Origin of the sequence: Halosimplex aquaticum (genome assembly GCF_028747785.1) — an archaeon.
GTDB classification, from domain to species: domain Archaea; phylum Halobacteriota; class Halobacteria; order Halobacteriales; family Haloarculaceae; genus Halosimplex; species Halosimplex aquaticum.
This window is the reverse complement of the sequence record NZ_CP118158.1, coordinates 1,955,303-1,974,070: the sequence shown is the minus strand read 5'-3', so window position 1 is coordinate 1,974,070 and position 18,768 is coordinate 1,955,303. Positions and strand designations below refer to the sequence as shown.

Here is an 18,768-nt window from a genome sequence, read left to right as displayed (position 1 = left end):
CCGTCACGTCGCCGTGCCGTCCATCGCGGCCGCCGCCGGGACGACGCGGCCCTCCACCACTGGCAGTTACAATCGGGCCCCTCCAAACGGGGTGCATGGACAGACTCGCGACGCTTCGCGGGCCGCCCGAGCGGCTCCGTCGGCTCGTCCGGGAAACGACGCTGACGACCGACGCCGACGACCCGTTCTATCCGCTGGTCCGGCTGTCGGTCACCGGCGCCGGCCTCGAGGCGGCGACGCCGACCGGCGGCGCCGAACCGACCTTCTGCGCGCGCTACGACGCCGCCTTCTTCGACTCGTTCGCCGGGCCGGACGAGCCCTGTCTCGCCGCGCTGGGGACCGGCGCCACGCTCCGGTGGCTCGACTGGGTCGACGGCGGTGACCTCGCGGTCGCGCTGCTGGGCGACGCCGACGAGGGGATCGCCCGCGCGATCCGACTGGAGGGCGGCGACGACAGCGTGGAGATCAGCCCGCTCCCCAGCGACACCGTCGACCCGGACTTCTCGACCGGGCGGCCGGACGCCTTCGAGGACGGCCGCTTCGTCTACGAGGGGACGGCCGCGCCGACGCGCGTCGAGACGACGGGGGAGACGCTCGAACGCCTCGTCGACGCGACCGACATCGTCGGCGACGAGACGGTCCCCGTGGTCGTCGCGGACGGCGAGTTCCGGCTCTCGGTCGTCGGCGACCTGATGCGCGGCGACGGAGCGCTCCCCGGGACCGTCGAGGGGCCGGACTGCGAGAACCGCTACGGCGACGGGCTGGCCGCCATCGCGCGGACGCTCACCGGCCCGGTCACGCTGCAGGTCGTCCCCGGCGGACCGCTTGCGGTCGTGCAGGACACCGACGACGCGAGCAGGCGCTACGTCCTCAGCCAGTCGATGTAGCGGGACGCGCCGGAATCGTGCGGCGGACTCGCCGCTGTGGGATCGGCGTCGAAAAAACGCGAGTGTCGAACGGTATCCCGCCGGCTGTCCCGGTCGGCGGGGAAACTACGCCTATTCGCCCTTCTCGATGGGGGCGCCCACGAGGTTGCCCCACTCGGTCCAGGAGCCGTCGTAGTTGATGGCGTCGTCGTAGCCCAGCAGCTCGTGCAGGGCGAACCAGGCGACCGACGAGCGCTCGCCGATGCGGCAGTAGGCGACGGTCGTCTCGTCGCCGTCGATGCCTTCCTCGGCGTAGAGCTCCTCGATCTCGTCGGCGTCCTTGAAGGTGCCGTCGTCGTTCGTGACGGCGGCCCACGAGATGTTGCTGGCGCCCGGGACGTGGCCGCCGCGCTGGGCGGTCTCCTGGAGTCCCGGCGGCGCCAGGACCTCGCCGGAGAACTCCTCGGGCGAGCGGACGTCGACGAGCGGCAGGCCCTTCTCGACGGCGTTCTCGACGTCGTCGCGGTAGGCGCGGATGGACTCGCGCGGGCCGGAGGCGTTGTACTCGACCGCGGAGAACTCGGGGACCTCGTCGGTCAGCGGGTAGTCGTTCTCGACCCAGTAGTCGCGGCCGCCGTCGAGCAGGCGCACGTCGTCGTGGCCGTAGTACTTGAACTGCCAGTAGGTGTAGGCCGCGAACCAGTTGGCGTTGTCACCGTAGAGGACGACCGTCGTGTCCTCGCTGATGCCCGCCGAGCCCAGCAGGGCCTCGAAGTCCTCCTTGTCGAGGATGTCGCGCTCGACCTGGTCCTGGAGGTCCGTCTCCCAGTTCCAGCCGACGGCGCCCGGCGCGTGGCTCTCGTCGTACAGCTCGGTGTCCACGTCGACCTCGACCAGTCGATAGTCCGAATCGTCGCTCTGGAACTCGTCCAGGTGCTCTTCCACCCAGTCCGCGGTGACGAGTACGTCTTTGGCGTAGTCGCTCATGATTCATAGAACCGTAAGTCTACCAACTATATACACCTAGGACTTTCGGCATGACCCGCCCCTTGACGACTATAGCGGAGAGTGTTGCCGGAGATGGCCGTGTCTATCGTTCTCACGGTCTCTCTATTGGGCTCGCAGTCGACCGACCGGACCGACTGACGGCTTCGACCGGTGGGCGACCACCGGCGACCGGGCGGGGTTTATGTCGGAGTCGGTGATCGATTCATGCGGACATACTTGCCACTACCTCCGAGCGGCCGGGACAGACATCTTCAAGCGGCTCCTCGCCCGACACGGGGACATGAGTGAGATCGTGGTCTCGGCCGAGTGGGTCGCGGACCGGCTCGACGAGGTCCGGATCGTCGACGTACGCGACGCCTGGGAGTTCGAGGGCATCGGGCACGTCCCCGGCGCGGTGAACGCTCCGTTCGACTCGTTCCGCGCCGACGCCCACGCCGCCGAAGACGGAGCGGACGACGGCGACGAAACAGCCGCCGGAACGAGCGGAGCGGGCGACGACCAGGGGATGTTACCCGGCGCAGACGTCTTCGCCGACCTGATGAGCGAGGCGGGGATCGACGGGGACGACCGGATCGTCGCGTACGACGACACCCACGGCGTGTTCGCCGCCCGCTTTCTCGTGACTGCCGAGCTCTACGGCCACCCGCGCGACCGACTGCACCTGCTCGACGGCGACTTCTCCGCGTGGCGCCTCGACCACGAGACGACGAGCGAGACGGCCGAGTTCGCGCCCTCCGACTACGAGGTTGACCCGCCCGCGGAGACGCCGCTCGTCGGCATCGAGGAGGTCGCCGCGGCCACCGAAGACGACGACACCGTCGTCGTCGACACGCGGGAGGCGTGGGAGTTCGAGGAAGGCCACATCCCCGGCGCGGTCCGACTGGACTGGCGCGAACTCGTCGACGACGAGACGCGCGGGCTCAAGCCCCGCGAGGAGATAGAAGCGATCCTCGACGAGCGGGGGATCACCCCCGACCGGCGAGTGGTCCTGTACTGCAACACCGCGCGGCGCATCAGCCACACCTACACCGTCCTCCGACACCTCGGCTACCCCGATCTCGCGTTCTACGAGGGGAGCCTCACGGAGTGGAAGGCCGCCGGCCGCGAACTGGCGACCGGCGAGTGAGCGACTGCTGAGCGCTCAGTCGTCGGCGGCGGGATCGGCCGGTTCCGGCGGTGGGTCGTCCGAGGGGTCCGGGGCGGGTTCCGGGACGGTCTCGTCGATGGTCTGCTGGATGCTGGTGCGCTCGTCGGTGATGATGTCGACGATCTCGACGAGCAGCGCGACGATCAGCGGGCCGGCGATGACGCCGACGATCCCCAGGCTCAGCGTCCCGCCGGTGAACCCGACGAAGTAGAGGCTGGCCGACATCCCGGTCGTGATCGAGGCGAGTCGCGGCCGGATGAGCGCGTCCGGGAGGAAGCCGATCAGGACGAGCCCGGCGATGGTGACGATGAGCGCGGCCGTGACCTCGCCGGCGAGGGCCTGTCCGGCCGCGACGGCGACGATGAGCAGGCTCGGCCCGATGACGGGGATGAACTGGAGGAGCCCGGAGAAGAAGGCGAGCGTGAACGCCGCCTCGTAGCCCAGCAGCCAGAAGACGACGTAGGCGACGAGGAAGGTTCCCAGCGCCGTCGCGGCCTGGAGGACGTACAGCGCGTAGAGCGTGTCACGCACGCAGCGGTGCAGCGCGAGGACGACGTCGTGGTACTCGCCGGGGATGAGCCGCAGCATCGCCTGGCGGACGTTCCCGGGTCGCAGGAGGAGACCGTAGACGAGGAAGACGAACAGGAACGCCTTGAGCGCGATGACCGGCGCCGCGCTGGCAGTGCTGACGGCGACGTCGAGGACCGCCTCCCGCGCCTGCGTCAGCAGCGCGCTCACGTCGATCACGTAGGTCATGCCGAAGAGCGTGATCGGTTGTTCGCTCGGTATCGACCGGAAGAATCCGAACAGTAACGACTGCCGGATGTAGACGGCGTAGACGATGGGGGCGAGAACGAGCACGACGAACAGGAATCCGACGGCGGTCGCGCCGGCGGCGGCGAGACGACGGGGGAGGCCCCGTCGGACGAGGACCCGCCGTACCGGGTAGAGCACGTATGCCACCGTGATGGCGAAGAAGACGGTGCCGAGCACCCGTGACAGTATCCCGAGCGTCAGGAGCCCGATCCCGACGAAGAGCCCACCCAGCACCTGCTGGCGCCGCGTCAATGCCATATCACTCCGTGTGTGCGATGCCTACAAAACGTTTGGCACGGGCTCGCCGACGCGACCGCGCTCACCCCGGATATCGTCCGTCTCGGGACTCACGGGACGACGCCGACGGTCAGCAGCGTGCCGTGCTCGCGGTAGCGCTCGACCATCTCCTCGCGCGTCTCGAAGCCCTCTATCGGGAACTCGTTCGCCGGCGGGAGCTCGGTCTCCGTGTCGGGGATGCGGTCCTGGCCGGCGACGTGGAAGCCGGCCGCGCGGAACCGCTCGCGGTACTCCCGTTCGGTCCAGCGGATCATCGGCACGTCGACCAGATCCTCCCAGCGGTGGGTGTGAACGCTCTCCTCCCAGTAGTTCACCGCACAGTAGAACGTGCCGCCCGGCCGGAGCACCCGGGTTAGCTCCTCCAGCACGGCGTCCGGGTCCCGGGCGTAGAAGAACGCCTCCATCGACCAGCAGTGGTCGATGCTGTCGTCGTCGAACGGCAGGTGTTCGAAGTCGCCGTTCAGGAAGCCCGAGCGGGGGTCGTCGGTGTACGACCGGGCGTTGCGGGCCATCTCCGGCGAGGCGTCGAGGCCGTACGTGCGCGCGGCGTCGTTGGTCTCCCGGAGCGCGCGCCCGGCGTAACCGCTGCCGCAGCCGAGGTCGAGGACGGTCTCGCCCTCCTCGACGGGCATCCGCGAGAGCGCGTGTTTGGCGGTGTGCCAGTGGCGCTCCTCCATGCCCTCGTCGCGGCCGTCCCGGGCCCACTCGTCGAACTCCTCGCTGACGCTCATGTTCGAGGCGTGGGCGGGCGCGATGAAAACGGTTCTGTGTCGTCTGGCCTGCGCCGAAGCGGACGCGACGGCCGTGATGTCGACGAGGTGAGAAGACCTATATCCGACGGCGAGGTACAGCCGGCCGTGCAACTCCCCCCGCTGCTGGTAGAGCGGCCGCTGGTAGCGGTCGCGGTCGGGCTGACCGCGCTCGTCGTCATCGCTAATCCATTCGTACTCGCCTACTGGGCGCGCAGCGAAGCGCGGGCGAAGGGGTCGTCGACGCTCGACGTCTTTATCTACATGCAGCTCGCCGTCGGGACCGTCCACTACTGGTACGTGCGGTTCGCCCGCGGCGACGCCGGACCGCGCGACGCCCCACCGACCCGACGTGAGCGGGTGGCAGGAAGCTACGCGATGGCAGTTGTCACCGCCTTCGTGGTCGGTGCGACCGTCTCGCCGCCGGACCCGATCACGCAGGCACTGTACTTCCTCCCGCTGTTCGCCGCCTCGTTCGCCGCGGCGTACCTGGTGGCCTCGACCGCGAGCGGTCAGCGCGCGGCGGCGACGAACTGACCCGTCCGCCGCCACCGTCGCCGTCGCGGTGGGGAACGCCAGGATTTAGGTGGTGCCGCGGATATCGCGGAGCAATGGGACGGGCGCCGCGGTACAAGCTCGCCGACACCGCCCAGCAGGTGGTCGGGGGGTTCCTGCTCGCCGGGCCGTTCGTCGTCACCGAGGAGGTGTGGGTGCTGGCGACGAACATGAGCTGGTGGCACGCCGCCGTGACTGTCGCCGTCGTGTTCGCCATCGGCTACGGCGCCCTCTACGAGGCCGACGACGACCGCGACCCCGACCGCGAGGCCGAGGTCGCCGGCGTCCCCCTCCGCTTCGTCTCGCTCATGCTGGTCTCGTACGGATCCGTCGCCGTCCTCGCGCTCACGCTGACCGCGCCGAGCACGTTTCTCGAGAACGTCACTACCATCGAGCGCGCCCAGATCACCGCCCGCGCCGTCAGCGTCGGCGCCATCTTTAGCGTCGTCGGCGCCGCGACCGCTGATTCGGTGTTCTGACGGACAGTCCTGCGTACGCACTGATCACTTCGTGGAACTGGGTCTGACGGGTAGAAGGGCTCACTCAGCTAGAGGTCTATTGCCGTCGCTATCGAAACGTGCTCATGGTCGAGAAGGACACGCTGCCAGGGTGGTCCTCGCACGGGAACGCGTTATCGGTCTTGGCGATGGTGAGTGTGGTCCTCGCTGCACTGATCGTCCTCCCGTATCTCCAGTACGTCCTGTTCGCAGTCGTACTCGCATACGTCCTCGCACCCGTCCAACGCGTTCTGGAGCGACGGACGAGTTCTACGAAGGCCGCACTCCTCCTCATCGCGACGTCGATCTTCGTGATCCTCCTCCCGATCGCGTACGTCCTCACCATCGCACTCCGACAGGGTCTAGAGCTACTAGCCGTCGCCCAGGAGGGCGCGTTCAGTCTCGACAGGATCGAGGACCGACTCGAAACGATCGGGTACGTCGTCGACCTCGACCTGCTGTACGCGACGTATCAGGAACCGATCGCCACAGGATTGCAGGGGCTGGCCACTGGCGCGCTGTCCATCATCGGCGGCCTGCCAGGTGTGCTCATCGGGGTCACTGTGACGGTGTTCGTCCTCTTTACGCTGTTGCGGGACGGCGACCAACTCATCGCTTGGCTGCGATCGGTCCTCCCCATCGACGACCACGTGCAGCGGGAACTGCTCGTCGAACTCGACCACCTCATGTGGGCCTCCGTCGTCGGAAACGTTGCCGTCGCGGTCGTCCAGGCGGTACTCCTCGGTGTCGGACTGGCGGTCATCGGCGTGCCCGGAATCGTCTTCCTGACCGTCGCGACGTTTATCCTGACCTTGCTTCCGCTGGTCGGCGCGTTCGGCGTCTGGGTGCCGGTATCGTTCTACCTTCTCGCGCTCGGACGCCCAGTCACGGCTGGCATCCTCGTGGTGTACGGGTCGATAGTCAGCGGTTCAGATATGTATCTTCGACCCGCCCTCATCGGCCGGAGCGGAGCGATCAACGTAGCTGTTATCGTGGTAGGAATCTTCGGAGGGCTCATCCTGTTCGGAGCCGTGGGGTTGTTCATCGGTCCCGTGGCCCTCGGTGGAGCGAAAGTCGTTCTGGACCTGTTTGCCCAGTCGAAGGAAGAGACGGCCACCGTCTGAGCGAGACTCTACACGTCCTGTTTCCGTGCGGCCCGACGAATCCACGACGTATGAAACACCCACTCAACACGAGAGCCTCCGGGCCACGCGGCGAACACTGACGACTGTTGTCGGCGTCGGTGATACGCCCGCCCTCTGTACTGAGCATCCGCCGAGCGAAGCGAGGCGGTTCACCGCTCGCACTCCGCGCGAGCGGCCTCCCTCGTGAGTAGCGAGGGAGCGGAGCTCCCTCGGACCGTTCGCGCGGCTCCGCCGCGCGAAGACGAAGCGAACGAGGTGGTTCGAGAGACGCTTTGCGTCTCTCGTCATGCGGAAAATCTTCGATTTTCCAGCAGCTCGGGAGAGATTGCTCTCCCGGTGTTTTCACCCATGTTTTTGGCCGGGGGGTCGTCGCAGGTGACCCACCGGCGAAAAAGATGGGATCAGGTCCCGCAGGCTTAAGGCGATACCAGCCTCTCAACTGGACATGGATTACCGTCTCGCTATCGAGAACGCGCCGGACACGGTTCCCGGCGGGACCGGGATCCTCCTCGTGCACCCGAGCACGGGTGAGACAGACCGGATCGACACGGACTTCCTGAGTACGGACACCGACCACATGCTGGTCATCTCGACGCGGACGACGGCGCGGGAAGTGCGCCAGAAGCTCGAACACTACGAGGTCGACGAGGACCGGGCGACCATCCTCGACGCGCTGTCGGTCGAGCGCGGCTACACCCGCCGCCAGTCCGAGAACGTCAAGTACGTCTCCGCGCCCGACGACCTGGAGGGCATCGTCGACGAGACGCGCGTGTTCCTCGAATCCACGGGGGGCAAGCGACGCGTCAGCCTCGACTCGGTCACCGAGATGATCTACTACTCCGACGCCGAGCGGGCGGCCGAGGCCGTCGACGCCATCCTGGAGTTGCTCGACGAACACGACGCCGTGGGCCTGTTCCACCTCGCGAAGGGCGTCCACGACGAGGCCGAACTCGAGGACTTCCGCGCGCGCTTCGACGGCGTCGTCGACCTGTCCGAGGACGGCTCGGTCACCGCGGATTTCTGAGGCGGAGCCTCGTTCGCGTTCACTCGCCGGAGAACGTTCCCAGAGCGGCGGCGCCGTCAGTCGTCCGAGTCGGCTCGTGACGACGAGTCGCCGGAGGACCGGAGTCGGTCGTAGCCGGCGCGGAGGCGGTCGCGGATCCAGCGCCGGTGATAGACCGCCTCGCCGCCGGCCCAGCCGACGGTGAGGGCGGCGGCGCCGATGAAGGCGACGAACGCCCAGGGGTCCATCCACACTGGGCGGACCCACGGCGCGACGTGCGCCCACCGTTCGGCGAACGCGTCGACCGGGCCCGAGATGGGGGTCCCCGCGAACGTGTCCCGGAGCCACGCGGCGAAGGTCGCGCGCTCGGTGGCCCCCGGCGTCAGCGCGGCCGAGCCGTTCAGGCCGTAGGCGCCCGTGGCGTTCTGGTCGGCGATCGTGGGGCCGCCGGGTTCGTCGCCGAGCTGGACCCGCTCGGCCTCGTAGGTGCCCCAGGGGGCGTAGTACTCCCAGACGACCTCGCCCTCGGGGGTGACCTCCATGACGCGGTGGTTGAGCGAGTCGGTGACGAGCGTGTTGCCCGACGGGAGGCGGTCGGCGTCGCGCGGCCAGTTGAGGTTGCCGTCGACGCCGAGGTTCCAGGTGCGCTCCCAGGTCGCGTTGCGGCCCGACCCGTTCCGCAGTTCGTACTCGACGACGCGGTCGTTCTCGCTGTCGGCGACGAGGATCGTCGGGACGCCAGACTCGCTCTCCAGATACTGGGGGTTGTGCTGTTCGTACATGACGCTGTGGTCGTCGGGGCTCCCCAGAGAGAGCTCGACGTCCTTGGTCGAGCGGTTGATCACGACCACCTCGTCCATGTTGCGCGGCGAGGCGAGATAGCGGCCCTCGCCGATCTTGTCCACGTCGTTGACGTGGGTCCAGTCGCCGGTGTAGTCGCCGCCGTCGCCGCGGTCGTAGATGCGCTCGAAGCGGTACTCCCAGACGACCGACTCGGTCGTCCGGTTGTAGACGTACAGGCGGTCGTCGTTGACCCCCGTGGTCTCGTTGTAGTTGCGCATGTTGGCGACGAGCAGCTCGTCGCCGTTGATCAGGTCCACGTCGTGGGTGTCGTGGGCGTCGAGGCGCTCGGTCCAGACGCGGCTGTTGGTGGCGGGGTCGTACTTGAACACTGTCGTCCCGTCGCGGGTGACGCCGGTGACCAGCAGGGTCCCGTCGTCAAGCGGGTCGACGTCGTAGAACCACGTCACGTCGTCTTTGGGCTCGTAGTGCCACTTCAGGTCGCCCTCGGGGCCGACGCCGACGAGGCGAGCGGGCTTCTTGGAGCTGTTCTGGCCGCGGCCCTTGAACCCCTGGACGGCGATGACGGTGGTGCCGTTGGCGGGTTCGTCGATGGTCCCCCGCTGGAGTTCGATCGGTTCGTGCGTGAGCGCCGAGACGCCGGAGGGAACCAGTAGTACGACGATGAGGGCGAGTACGCAGAGGCGGGCGACCAGCGGTCGCGTGAGCGAATCCCTGTCCATGATAGACCCCGAGGAACGCGCGTTCCGGTTGTCGAAGTGCAACCGTCTCTCGGATATAACCGTACCGCTCTCTACCGGTCGCCCCGCCGTCCCGCCGGCCCGGTGGACAGTTCCCGGTGAAGCTTGCACGAACAGTAACGGCGTTCCGTCGGACGGCGCGGCCGTGGATTCCGGGCGCGCTCGATCCGTCGGTTCACCCGATGAGACCGGGGATCAACGGGGTGTGCGTGCTACTACCAAATCACCAACCATTAAGGTTCAGTACTCGAAGGGATACAACGTATGCCGGAATGCCAGAACTGCGGTTCCTTCGTTACGGCAGACTACGCACGGGTGTTTACGCCGAACGGGGTCGAGTCGCCGCGCGTCTGTCCTCAGTGTGAGGACAAGATCCGCGACGGGGCCGACGTTCGCGAGGCGCGCTCGACCCGTCGCGGATAGGGTCCTGTATCGTCGTGAAATTCTCGGGGGGAGGCGACCTGACGGAGTCGGGGGGAACACCCGGACGCCCAGGACGCTTCTCCTGTTTCCTCGCCGTCTAGCGGCGCCTCCCGGCGTCCGCCGGAGCGACGGCCGTCACTCGTCGACCGCTGCGAGCAGCAGGTCGCGCGCCTCGGCGAAGACCTCCTCGGCGCGGTCGTCGTCGCGAGCCTCTGCGGTGATGCGGACGATCGGCTGCGTGCCGCTGGCCCGCAGGAGGAACCACGCGTCGCCGAGGTCGACGCGGACGCCGTCGAGCGTCGTCACGTCGTCGTACTCCGCGAGGACGCGCTCGCTGACGCGTTCCATCACCGCGCCCTTCTCGTCGGTCTCGACGGAGTCGCGCCGGATGGGATAGGTCTCCACGTCGGCGAGGCGGTCGGCGAGGGGGCGCTCGGCGGCCAGCGCCGTCAGCTTGCACGCCGCGAGCGGGCCGTCGGGACAGAGCGTCTCCGACGGCCAGATCCAGGCACCGCTGGGTTCGCCGCCGAAGGCGACGCCGGCCTCGCTCGCCCGCTCGGCGACGTAGACGTCGCCGACGCGCGTGCGTTCGACGGTCACGCCGTCGTCGGCGAGGTGGTCGTCGACGGCGAGGCTGGTGTCGACCGGGGCCGCGACGCTCTCGCCCTCGCTGGCCGCTTCGCGGGCGAGGATCGCGAGCGTCACGTCGCCGGAGAGGTAGGTCCCGTCGCCCGCGACGGCGCGCATCCGGTCGGCGTCGCCGTCGTGGGCGATCCCGAGGTCGGCGTCGCTCGCGGCGACCAGCGACGCGAGCGATCGGCAGTTGTCCTCCGTCGGCTCGCTCGGCCGGCCCGGGAACGACCCGTCGGGCTGAGCGTTGAGCGTCTCGACCTCGCAGCCCAGGCGCTGGAGCGCCTCGACGGTGACGCCGCCTGCGCCGTTACCCAGATCGACGACCACGGAGAGGGGTTCGACCACGTCGACGCTGTCGACGAGGGCCTCCACGTGGCGGTCGGCGCCGTCGCGGCGCTCGCGGTCGCCGAGTTCGTCCCACGCACGGAGGTCGGCCGTCCCCTCGCGGACGCGCTCGGCGATCGCTTCCCGGAGCGGGCCGTCGTACGCCTGGCCGGAGGGTTGCCAGAGCTTGATGCCGTTGTCGGGGGCGGGGTTGTGTGAGGCGGTGACGACCACGCCGGCGTCGGCGTCCTCCAGGGAGACGCTCCGCGCGACCGTCGGCGTCGCCGCGAACCCGAGGTCGACCACGTCGGTGCCGGACTCCCGGAGGCCCGCGGAGAGGGCGTCCACGAGGAGGCGCCCGCTGTCGCGCGCGTCCCGGCCGACGACGGCGCGGTCTGCGTCGACGCCAACCGCTCGCCCCACAGAGAGCGCGAGTTCGGCGGTCACGTCTTCGCCGACGGGTCCACGGATGCCGCTGGTTCCGAACATACATGACCCTCGAACGACTGGACCAAAAAACTCGGCCGTCCGCCGCGGACGCGGCGCCCGATCGCGGTCGGTTCACGGCGCGGAACGCGAGCGCGTTCCGCCGCTCCGGATCAGTCGGCGCCGTGTCGCGGCACGTAGCCGCAGTCGCCGCACTGCCACGATTGGTGTTCGAAGTCGATCTCGCCGTCGCAGTCGGGACAGTCGTACGCCCCGACGTTCGCGTACTGCTGGGTTGCCATTATCGACCTCCACCTCTTCGCGCCGTTTAAGCGTTCCTATTATTCTGAATTGAGAATATAAGGTATCCTATCGCGCAGCGTTAGTCCCTGATCCACACCGTTGGGAGAGATTCGCACGGATGATCAACTCGAAATCGAGTAAACCGATTACGCCGAGTTGGATAATAGGGTGTATAATCATCACGCCACTGCCCTTAGGTATTTTCCGGAAACCTTTACGTGGGCTGACGGCGGCGTTCCCGATATGGCAACGTCAGAATCCTGGAGCGATCCGGAGCGGTGTCCGTTCTGCGGCGCGCGCCTCGCCTCGCCCGGTGCGGGGTTCGTCGACCACACGGCCGAGAGCCCGGACTGCGAGGCGAAGTTCGAGACGTGGCGGGACCGGATCTCGGACGACGTGACCGGCGGCTGGAGCGGCTGATCGGGTAGAAACCGGCCATCCGCGCGCAGGTCGTCGGTCCGTCCTCACCGGCAGTCCGCGTCGGGCGACCACTCGCAGGCGTCCCCGACGACCAGTTCTTCCGATTCGATGTGCGCCGACAGGCAGGCGTAGTTACAGAACTGCCCGACCGTCCCGTCCGCGTCTCCGACGACGAGCGGGTCGTGGGCCGCCACGTCGGACCCGCAGTAGGTACACTCGCCCTCCATACCGTCTCTCTCGACGCGGCCCACTTCAGCGTGTCTCGGCCGTGCGCGCCGCCGACCGATCCGGGCGAGGTCGGCGGCCTCGGAACGTTGCCAGTAGCGTTTTGCCGGGGGGCGGTCTTGACTCGGACATGAACCAGAGCGAACGCGAGGAGGCCAAGCGCCGCGCGGGCGAGAGCGCGGCCGCGGAAGTCGAGGACGGGACAGTCGTCGGACTGGGTAGCGGGAGCACGGCGGCCCACGCCATCCGCGCCCTCGGCCGCGAGGTCGACGGCGGTCTCGATATCGAAGGCATCCCGACCTCCTTCCAGGCCCGGGAGATAGCCATCGACGCGGGGATCCCGCTGACGACGCTGGACGAGACCGCCGTCGACGTGGCCATCGACGGCGCCGACCAGTTCGACGGCGCGGACCTCGTCAAGGGCGGGGGCGGCGCGCACGCCCGAGAGAAGATCGTCGACGCCGCCGCCGACCGGCTCCTGGTGGTCGCCGACCCGACCAAGGAGGTAGACGTTCTCGATTACCCGGTCCCGATCGAGGTGCTCCCCGACGCCAGGACGACGGTCGCGGACGCCGTCCGCCGGCTCGGGGGCCAACCAGAGCTCCGGCGAGCCGACCGCAAGAGCGGCCCCGTCGTCTCGGACAACGGTAACTTGATCCTCGACTGCGACTTCGGCGCGATGCCGGACCCGGCGGGACTCGCGGCCGATCTATCGGCGCTGCCGGGCGTCGTCGAGCACGGGCTGTTCGTCGACTTCGCCGACGAGGTACACGTGGGGACGGAGACTGACGTAACCGTGTTCGAGCCGTGACGACTTCCCCCAAAAAAGCGAAACTGAGTCGACCTTACAGGTCGCGCGGCTGCACCGTCTTCCGGTCGTTCGCTTCGGCTCGTCGCTGGGCTCGCTCGAGGAGTCCTTCGACTTCCTCGTCGAGGGCGTCGTAAAAGTCGCGGGAGACGTTCATCTCGTCGAGCGCTTCCTTCACCGAGTTCTTGACAATGAGGTCTGCCATACAAGGTGTCTGAACAAATGGATGGTTTATAAACTTTCCCAATTATACGCAGTCTCGCCGGCTTTGTCGGGGGTCTGAGCGTCGCTCACGGCATGTCGGGACATCGGAACGACGATAGTTTAAGTATCTTTTGGGAGATCGGGGGTCGAATCGACCCGAATCAGGCTGCAACGGCCCCCTGGGGCCGCTCGCGCGCGCTCACCGGACAGTGAGCGGTCGGTCGCGCGGCGACAGTGCCGACCGGGAGGGGGAGGGTCAAGTGGGTCGAACACAGAGGGGGGATATGCGCGAACTACTCGAAGCCGTCGCGGCGGGAGAGCTCTCGCCCGCGGCGGCCGAAGCCGAACTCGCGGGCTACGCCACCGGCGAGGCAGGGCGGTTCGACGCCGCTCGCGCCGGCCGGAGCGGCGTCCCCGAGGCGGTGCTGGCGACGGGCAAGACGCCGGCGGAGGTCGCCGCGTTAGCCTCGACCTCCGTCGAGACCACAGGCCGAGCGATCGTGACGCGAGCGGACGAAGCGGTCGCCGAGGCGGTCCGAGACGTGCTCGCGGCGGACCACCCGGAGGCGGCCGTCGACGTGGACGACCGGTCGGGCGTCCTCGTGGCGAGAGCACCGGAGTTTGAGCGGCCGGACCTCGACGCGACGGTCGGCGTGGTGACCGCGGGGACCTCCGACGCCGTACCGGCCGGCGAGGCGGCGGCCATCGCCAGGGAGATAGGCGCGACGGTCGAGCGGGTGGACGACGTGGGCGTCGCGTCGCTCGCACGCGTGGTGGACTCTCTCGAAACTCTCCGCGAACAAGACGTGCTCGTCGTCGCCGCCGGTCGGGAGGGCGCGCTCCCGACCGTGCTCGCCGGCCTCGTCGACGTCCCGATCATCGGGCTCCCGGTCTCGACGGGATACGGCCACGCCGGCGAGGGCGAGGCGGCCCTGTCGGGCATGATCCAGTCGTGTACCGCGCTCTCGGTCGTCAACGTCGACGCCGGCTTCACCGCCGGCGCGCAGGCGGGGTTGATCGCCCGCCAGATCGACCGGGCGAGAAGCGATCGATGACCACGGAGCGCCCGCGCTGGCGGCCAGCGGCCGGTTACACGGACGACACCAAACCACGTTGGTACACTCGTTTTATCCGGGGCGTGCCAACTGTCTGGTACCGGTTGACAGCCGGCAGAAACCAATGCCAACGTGTAATCACTGCGGCGCGCACGTCTCCGACCAGTTCGCTCGCGTCTTCGCCGACGAAGGCGGTGCGGTCCACGCCTGTCCGAGCTGCTCGGCGAACGCGGGCATCGCCGAGGTCGCGAGAGAGCGCGCGCTCGAAGCGTAGTCCCCGCACAGCCCCATGACCGACCTGCGGACCACGGACCCCGACCACTTCGTGTACGTCCTGCGGTGCGGCGACGACACGTTTTACACCGGCTACACCACCGACGTCGAGCGCCGCGTCCGCGAACACGACGCCGGCGAGGGCGCGAAGTACACACGCGGCCGGACGCCCGTCCGCCTCGTCCACGTCGAGGGGTTCGCCTCGCAGTCGGCGGCCATGTCCCGCGAATACGAGATCAAACAGCGCTCGCGGGCCGCAAAGGAACGGCTCCTCGCGGATGGCGGCGTGCCCGCGACGCTGGATCTCCCCGCGTCGCTCCTGGCCGACGACGCCCGCTGAGCCCCGGTCGGTCGGCGAGTACCGCCGGCCCGTCCGTCGTGATAGCACGCCACGCACACACCTTTTTCCGGTCGGCACCGGTGCCTTCTGGCATGACCGCAGACGCCGACGCCATCGACTTCGGCACCGACGGCTGGCGGGCGACGCTCGACGAGTTCACCGCGCCGCGCGTCCGGATGGTCGGCCAGGCCGTCGCGTCGTACCTGCGCGAGGAGGCTGAGGGTATCGACGCCGACGCGACCGCCGGGACCGTCGCGGTCGGCTACGACGCCCGCGAGTCCTCCCGCGGGTTCGCCGAGGAGCTGGCCCGCGTCCTCGCCACCAACGGCTTCGACGTGCTCGTCCCCGGCCGCGACCTCCCCACGCCGGTCGTCGCCTGGACCGTCCGCGAGCGCGACCTCGCCGGCGGCCTGATGATCACCGCCTCGCACAATCCGCCCGAGTACAACGGCGTGAAGTTCCTCCCGAGCGGCGGCGCGCCCGCGCTCCCCGACGTGACCGACGCGCTCGCCGACCGCCTCGCCGAACCGGACCCGCTCCCCGACGGGGAGTGGGGCACCGTCGAAGAGACCGACCTCGTCGGCCCCTACACCGAGCGCGTCCTCGATGCGGTCGACGCCGACCTCTCGGACCTGTCGGTCGTCTACGACGCGATGCACGGCAGCGGTCGCGGCGTCACCGACGCGATCCTCGAACGCGCCGGCGCCGAGGTCGAGCAACTCCGCTGCGAGCGCGACCCCGAGTTCGGCGGCGACTCGCCGGAACCGACGGCCGACCACCTGACCGACCTCGCCGACCGCGTCGCCGAGTCCGGCGCGGATCTGGGCGTCGCCAACGACGGCGACGCCGACCGCATCAGCGTCGTCACGCCCGAGCGCGGCGTCCTCGACCCGAACCTCTTCTTCGCCGCAACCTACAAGGCGCTCCTCGACGACGGCGACCTGTGGTCGGCGGAGGCGACCACGAGCGAGGACGTCGTGCGGACCGTCTCGACCAGCAGCATCGTCGACCGCGTCGCCGAGGACCACGGCCAGGACGTCCACGAGACCGCGGTCGGGTTCAAGTGGGTCGCCCAGGCCATGGACGACCACGACGCCGTCATGGGCGGCGAGGAGAGCGGCGGATTCGGCCTGACCGCGCACGTCCGGAACAAGGACGGCGTCGCGTTCGCGCTCCTCGCGGCGGCCATCGCGGACGCCGAGGCCTACGACGAGCGCGTCGACGGCCTCCTCGACCGCCACGGCGGCATCGTCCAGGACCGCGTCAGCGTCGACTGCCCCGAGGACCGCAAGGAACCGGTCCTCGCCGCCCTCGAAGACGCCCTGCCGGACGAACTCGCCGGCACCGCGGTCGAGGACATCTCCACCGTGGACGGGTTCAAGGTCTTCCTCGCGGACGGGACCTGGCTGCTCATGCGCCCGAGCGGGACCGAACCCAAACTGCGCGTCTACGCCGAGGCGGGCTCGCAGGACCGCGTCGACCAACTGCTCGGCGCCGGCCGCGATCTGGTCGAGCCGCTCGTGTAGGCCCCTCCGACCGACGTCGCGCGGCCTCGCTCAGCCGCCGAGCGCGTCCAGTTTCGCGCACAGTTCGTCCACGTCGGGTCGGTCCCGCGGCGAGTCGCCCCTGTGCGCCCAGGCGAAGCGGGGGTCGTCGCCGCGCCCGTCGAGGACGAACACGGCCGGGAGGCGGCCGAGGAAGTCGTTCGCGGCCCCGAGCCCGCCGAGTTGCGTCGGCTGGTCGTAGGCGTCGGCGACCGTGCCGTCGGGGTCGACCAGCAGCGGGAACGGCGGGTCGTACCTGTCCACCCATCGACGGGCGCGCTCGGCGGGTTCGGGGAGGACGGCGACGACCTCGGCGTCCCGGGACCGCAGGTCGTCGTAGCGATCGGTCAGGCTCCGCACCTGCTTGCGACACCAGTCGCAGTGGTAATCCCGGAGGAAGGCGAGCACGGCGAACTCGGCGTCGCCGAGCGCCGCCAGCGAACACGGGTCCGGCCCGGGACCGACGTTCGCCAGCAGGAACTCCGGGGCGGCGAGCGGGTGGTTCATCGACCGCCGGTTTCGTCCCGAGGGTCATGAACGCTCGGCTCTCGGTCCGCGCCGGAGGAGTCCGCCGTCATCCCCCTTCGCAGTCCAGATAGCCGCGGAACCGCTCGCTCCCGTCGACGGGCATCACTTCGAACTCCAGGCCTTCGTAGAACGGTCGGACGTTCCCGTCGAACTCCGCGACGAGTCGGTCGCGTCGGTCGGCGGCGGCCGCGACCAGCGCGGACCCGATCCCCTGGCCGCGGCGTCGCCGGCGCACGGCGACGGCCGCGATCTCGTCGCCGTCGAGGACCAGCGCGCCGAGAGCGACGCCCTCGCCGGCCGAACCGTCGTCGCTGTCGGCGGTTCCGTCGCGGACGGCGACGAACGCGTCGCCGCAGTCGATGCTCGCCCGCACCCGATCGGCGTCGGTTTCGAGGGCGCCGGCGTCGAGCACGCCGAGGACGCTCGAAAGGTCGTCGGGCGTCGCCGGCCGGACGGTCACGTCGCGAGCCATCGGACGGTGTGGCGGGGAATCGGGGCGGTGTGGCGGGACATCGACCTCACTCCCGGAGGTCGTCGAGCGCGTCGAGGACGGTCGTCATCGAGGGGTGGTCCCACGAGGACCGGCCGCGGTACGTCCACGCGACTTCGGGGTCGCTCCCCCGAGTGTCGACGATGACGGCAGCGGGCAGGCGGCCGAACACCGGGACCCACTCGCCGAGGAACGCCAATCGCGTCGGCTGCCCGTAGTCGGCGCCGGCGGTCGCGCCCGGGTCGACCAGCAGCGGGTGCGGCAGGTCGAAGCGCTCCTGCCACTCCTCGGCGCGCTCGCGCGACTCGGGGAGGACGGAGACGGCGACGGCGTCGCGGGCCCGCAGCGCCGAGAACCGCTCGCCGGCGCGTTTCGCCTGTGACCGACACTCCGCGCAGTCGTGGTCGTCCTGGAAGAGGAGGACCACGAACGACTCCCGCTCGGCGAGCGCCGCCAGCGAGCACGGGTCGGGGCCCGGCCCGACGTTCGGTAACTCGAAGTCGGGCGCCGGCTGTGTGCGACTCATCGGTTCCCGATTGCGGCCCCCGTGGCATGAACGCTACGTCCCATCTCTTTCGCTCGGAGGTCGCCTGCGGCCATCCCGGGTAAAAGCAAGGGTGAAAAAGCCACACCTGCCGTCGGTAACGGTCGCGTTCGGCCGACTCCGTTCCACAGCTCCAGGCACAGAGACGAGCGTTCGATGAGCAGGTCGCTCTCACAGCGGCGTCACGCGGTCAGAGCGAAGCGAAAACGCGACCGACGATGCGGATCCGGCAGCAGGGGCGGAAGCTGATCCGCGGCGTCGCCGCTCTCGAACACCGGGACGCGTGCAGTTATCCCCCCTTGACGAGCCGCAGTACTTCGACCTCGTCGCTCTCCACGGGGGCGTCCTCGGGGACGGGGCGGCCGTCGACGAGGACCGAAACCTGGTGGGCGCTGTAGGGGAGGGGGTCGAGCAGGTCGGCGTAGGTGGCGCCTTCGTCGACTTCGACCTCGCGGGTGTCCTCGCCGGCGACGGCGACCGTGACGCGCATACTCGGCCATTCGTTCGAGCGGGCTTGAGCGTGTCGTCCCGGGACGACGCCGGCAGTCAGTCGGGGAGGGCGGTCGGCACTCGGTAGGTTTACGGACGGCCCGCGCTTGCGATA

General features: G+C 69.3%; 25 protein-coding genes. 13 read left to right on the top strand and 12 right to left on the bottom strand.

Annotated features, from left to right (window positions below):
* Positions 1 to 95: 95 nt before the first annotated feature.
* Positions 96 to 887 carry a hypothetical protein gene (locus tag PSC72_RS09995; protein ID WP_274325736.1) on the top strand — a complete coding sequence of 264 codons (792 nt, stop codon included), beginning with the start codon at positions 96 to 98 and terminating at the stop codon, positions 885 to 887.
* A gap of 111 nt (positions 888 to 998) precedes the next feature.
* Here PSC72_RS09995 and PSC72_RS09990 read toward each other — a convergent pair whose 3' ends face one another.
* Entirely contained in the window at positions 999 to 1,853 is an 855-nt protein-coding gene (locus PSC72_RS09990) for a sulfurtransferase (protein ID WP_274325735.1), read from the bottom strand.
* Positions 1,854 to 2,154: 301 nt separating this feature from the next.
* Here PSC72_RS09990 and PSC72_RS09985 point away from each other — a divergent pair, with 301 nt between their 5' ends.
* A complete protein-coding gene (locus PSC72_RS09985; protein ID WP_274325734.1) occupies positions 2,155 to 3,000 on the top strand; it encodes a sulfurtransferase in 846 nt (281 codons plus the stop codon).
* Between the two features lie 15 nt (positions 3,001 to 3,015).
* On the opposite strand, the gene PSC72_RS09980 is transcribed toward PSC72_RS09985, so the two are convergent.
* Positions 3,016 to 4,095 (bottom strand): AI-2E family transporter, encoded by a 1,080-nt coding sequence (locus PSC72_RS09980; RefSeq protein ID WP_274325733.1) that lies wholly within the window; start codon positions 4,093 to 4,095, stop codon positions 3,016 to 3,018.
* Between the two features lie 89 nt (positions 4,096 to 4,184).
* A complete protein-coding gene (locus PSC72_RS09975; RefSeq protein ID WP_274325732.1) occupies positions 4,185 to 4,865 on the bottom strand; it encodes a class I SAM-dependent methyltransferase in 681 nt (226 codons plus the stop codon).
* A 126-nt stretch (positions 4,866 to 4,991) separates the two neighbouring features.
* Here PSC72_RS09975 and PSC72_RS09970 point away from each other — a divergent pair, with 126 nt between their 5' ends.
* The 4 genes from PSC72_RS09970 (at position 4,992) to PSC72_RS09955 (ending at position 8,104) form a co-directional block, all read left to right on the top strand.
* Positions 4,992 to 5,420 (top strand): hypothetical protein, encoded by a 429-nt coding sequence (locus PSC72_RS09970; RefSeq protein WP_274325731.1) that lies wholly within the window; start codon positions 4,992 to 4,994, stop codon positions 5,418 to 5,420.
* Between the two features lie 74 nt (positions 5,421 to 5,494).
* Positions 5,495 to 5,917, top strand: coding sequence for a DUF2391 family protein (locus PSC72_RS09965; RefSeq protein WP_274325730.1), 423 nt, complete (start codon positions 5,495 to 5,497; stop codon positions 5,915 to 5,917).
* A 104-nt stretch (positions 5,918 to 6,021) separates the two neighbouring features.
* Positions 6,022 to 7,059 carry an AI-2E family transporter gene (locus tag PSC72_RS09960; protein ID WP_274325729.1) on the top strand — a complete coding sequence of 346 codons (1,038 nt, stop codon included), beginning with the start codon at positions 6,022 to 6,024 and terminating at the stop codon, positions 7,057 to 7,059.
* A gap of 466 nt (positions 7,060 to 7,525) precedes the next feature.
* The gene (locus PSC72_RS09955; protein ID WP_274325728.1) at positions 7,526 to 8,104 is read left to right on the top strand and encodes a DUF7090 family protein; all 579 of its coding nucleotides are present in this window, start codon (positions 7,526 to 7,528) and stop codon (positions 8,102 to 8,104) included.
* Positions 8,105 to 8,160: 56 nt separating this feature from the next.
* Here the strand turns inward: PSC72_RS09955 and PSC72_RS09950 are convergent, their stop codons facing one another.
* Positions 8,161 to 9,606 carry an aryl-sulfate sulfotransferase gene (locus PSC72_RS09950; protein WP_274325727.1) on the bottom strand — a complete coding sequence of 482 codons (1,446 nt, stop codon included), beginning with the start codon at positions 9,604 to 9,606 and terminating at the stop codon, positions 8,161 to 8,163.
* A 282-nt stretch (positions 9,607 to 9,888) separates the two neighbouring features.
* On the opposite strand from PSC72_RS09950, the gene PSC72_RS25725 reads away from it, so the two are divergent.
* Positions 9,889 to 10,047 (top strand): DUF7563 family protein, encoded by a 159-nt coding sequence (locus PSC72_RS25725; protein WP_006883194.1) that lies wholly within the window; start codon positions 9,889 to 9,891, stop codon positions 10,045 to 10,047.
* A 135-nt stretch (positions 10,048 to 10,182) separates the two neighbouring features.
* Here the strand turns inward: PSC72_RS25725 and glmM are convergent, their stop codons facing one another.
* Both glmM and PSC72_RS09940 read right to left on the bottom strand, forming a co-directional pair.
* On the bottom strand, positions 10,183 to 11,493 hold the full coding sequence (gene glmM, locus PSC72_RS09945) for a phosphoglucosamine mutase (RefSeq protein WP_274325726.1): 1,311 nt from the start codon (positions 11,491 to 11,493) through the stop codon (positions 10,183 to 10,185).
* Between the two features lie 110 nt (positions 11,494 to 11,603).
* On the bottom strand, positions 11,604 to 11,732 hold the full coding sequence (locus tag PSC72_RS09940) for a hypothetical protein (RefSeq protein ID WP_274325725.1): 129 nt from the start codon (positions 11,730 to 11,732) through the stop codon (positions 11,604 to 11,606).
* A 244-nt stretch (positions 11,733 to 11,976) separates the two neighbouring features.
* Here PSC72_RS09940 and PSC72_RS09935 point away from each other — a divergent pair, with 244 nt between their 5' ends.
* Complete coding sequence (locus PSC72_RS09935) at positions 11,977 to 12,153, top strand: DUF7501 family protein (RefSeq protein ID WP_274325724.1); 177 nt, start codon at positions 11,977 to 11,979, stop codon at positions 12,151 to 12,153.
* Positions 12,154 to 12,197: 44 nt separating this feature from the next.
* Here PSC72_RS09935 and PSC72_RS09930 read toward each other — a convergent pair whose 3' ends face one another.
* Positions 12,198 to 12,380, bottom strand: coding sequence for a hypothetical protein (locus tag PSC72_RS09930; protein ID WP_274325723.1), 183 nt, complete (start codon positions 12,378 to 12,380; stop codon positions 12,198 to 12,200).
* A 128-nt stretch (positions 12,381 to 12,508) separates the two neighbouring features.
* On the opposite strand from PSC72_RS09930, the gene rpiA reads away from it, so the two are divergent.
* Entirely contained in the window at positions 12,509 to 13,189 is a 681-nt protein-coding gene (gene rpiA / locus PSC72_RS09925) for a ribose-5-phosphate isomerase RpiA (RefSeq protein WP_274325722.1), read from the top strand.
* A gap of 34 nt (positions 13,190 to 13,223) precedes the next feature.
* Here the strand turns inward: rpiA and PSC72_RS09920 are convergent, their stop codons facing one another.
* On the bottom strand, positions 13,224 to 13,391 hold the full coding sequence (locus PSC72_RS09920; protein ID WP_274325721.1) for a DUF1931 domain-containing protein: 168 nt from the start codon (positions 13,389 to 13,391) through the stop codon (positions 13,224 to 13,226).
* 283 nt (positions 13,392 to 13,674) lie between these two features.
* Between PSC72_RS09920 and larB the strand changes: the two genes are divergently transcribed.
* The 4 genes from larB to PSC72_RS09900 all read left to right on the top strand — a co-directional run bounded on the left by larB (position 13,675) and on the right by PSC72_RS09900 (position 16,584).
* Positions 13,675 to 14,445: a nickel pincer cofactor biosynthesis protein LarB gene (larB, locus tag PSC72_RS09915; RefSeq protein ID WP_274325720.1), complete on the top strand. Its 771-nt coding sequence runs from the start codon at positions 13,675 to 13,677 to the stop codon at positions 14,443 to 14,445.
* Between the two features lie 124 nt (positions 14,446 to 14,569).
* Complete coding sequence (locus tag PSC72_RS09910) at positions 14,570 to 14,719, top strand: DUF7563 family protein (protein WP_274325719.1); 150 nt, start codon at positions 14,570 to 14,572, stop codon at positions 14,717 to 14,719.
* 15 nt (positions 14,720 to 14,734) lie between these two features.
* Positions 14,735 to 15,058 (top strand): GIY-YIG nuclease family protein, encoded by a 324-nt coding sequence (locus PSC72_RS09905; protein WP_274325718.1) that lies wholly within the window; start codon positions 14,735 to 14,737, stop codon positions 15,056 to 15,058.
* 92 nt (positions 15,059 to 15,150) lie between these two features.
* The gene (locus PSC72_RS09900; RefSeq protein WP_274325717.1) at positions 15,151 to 16,584 is read left to right on the top strand and encodes a phosphohexomutase domain-containing protein; all 1,434 of its coding nucleotides are present in this window, start codon (positions 15,151 to 15,153) and stop codon (positions 16,582 to 16,584) included.
* Between the two features lie 30 nt (positions 16,585 to 16,614).
* On the opposite strand, the gene PSC72_RS09895 is transcribed toward PSC72_RS09900, so the two are convergent.
* From PSC72_RS09895 to samp2, 4 genes are all read right to left on the bottom strand, one after another.
* Positions 16,615 to 17,109 carry a peroxiredoxin family protein gene (locus PSC72_RS09895; protein ID WP_274325716.1) on the bottom strand — a complete coding sequence of 165 codons (495 nt, stop codon included), beginning with the start codon at positions 17,107 to 17,109 and terminating at the stop codon, positions 16,615 to 16,617.
* Between the two features lie 67 nt (positions 17,110 to 17,176).
* Positions 17,177 to 17,602, bottom strand: coding sequence for a GNAT family N-acetyltransferase (locus tag PSC72_RS09890; RefSeq protein WP_274325715.1), 426 nt, complete (start codon positions 17,600 to 17,602; stop codon positions 17,177 to 17,179).
* A 46-nt stretch (positions 17,603 to 17,648) separates the two neighbouring features.
* Positions 17,649 to 18,146: a peroxiredoxin family protein gene (locus PSC72_RS09885; protein ID WP_274325714.1), complete on the bottom strand. Its 498-nt coding sequence runs from the start codon at positions 18,144 to 18,146 to the stop codon at positions 17,649 to 17,651.
* 307 nt (positions 18,147 to 18,453) lie between these two features.
* A complete protein-coding gene (gene samp2, locus PSC72_RS09880) occupies positions 18,454 to 18,654 on the bottom strand; it encodes a ubiquitin-like small modifier protein SAMP2 (protein ID WP_274325713.1) in 201 nt (66 codons plus the stop codon).
* Between the last annotated feature and the right edge of the window lie 114 nt (positions 18,655 to 18,768).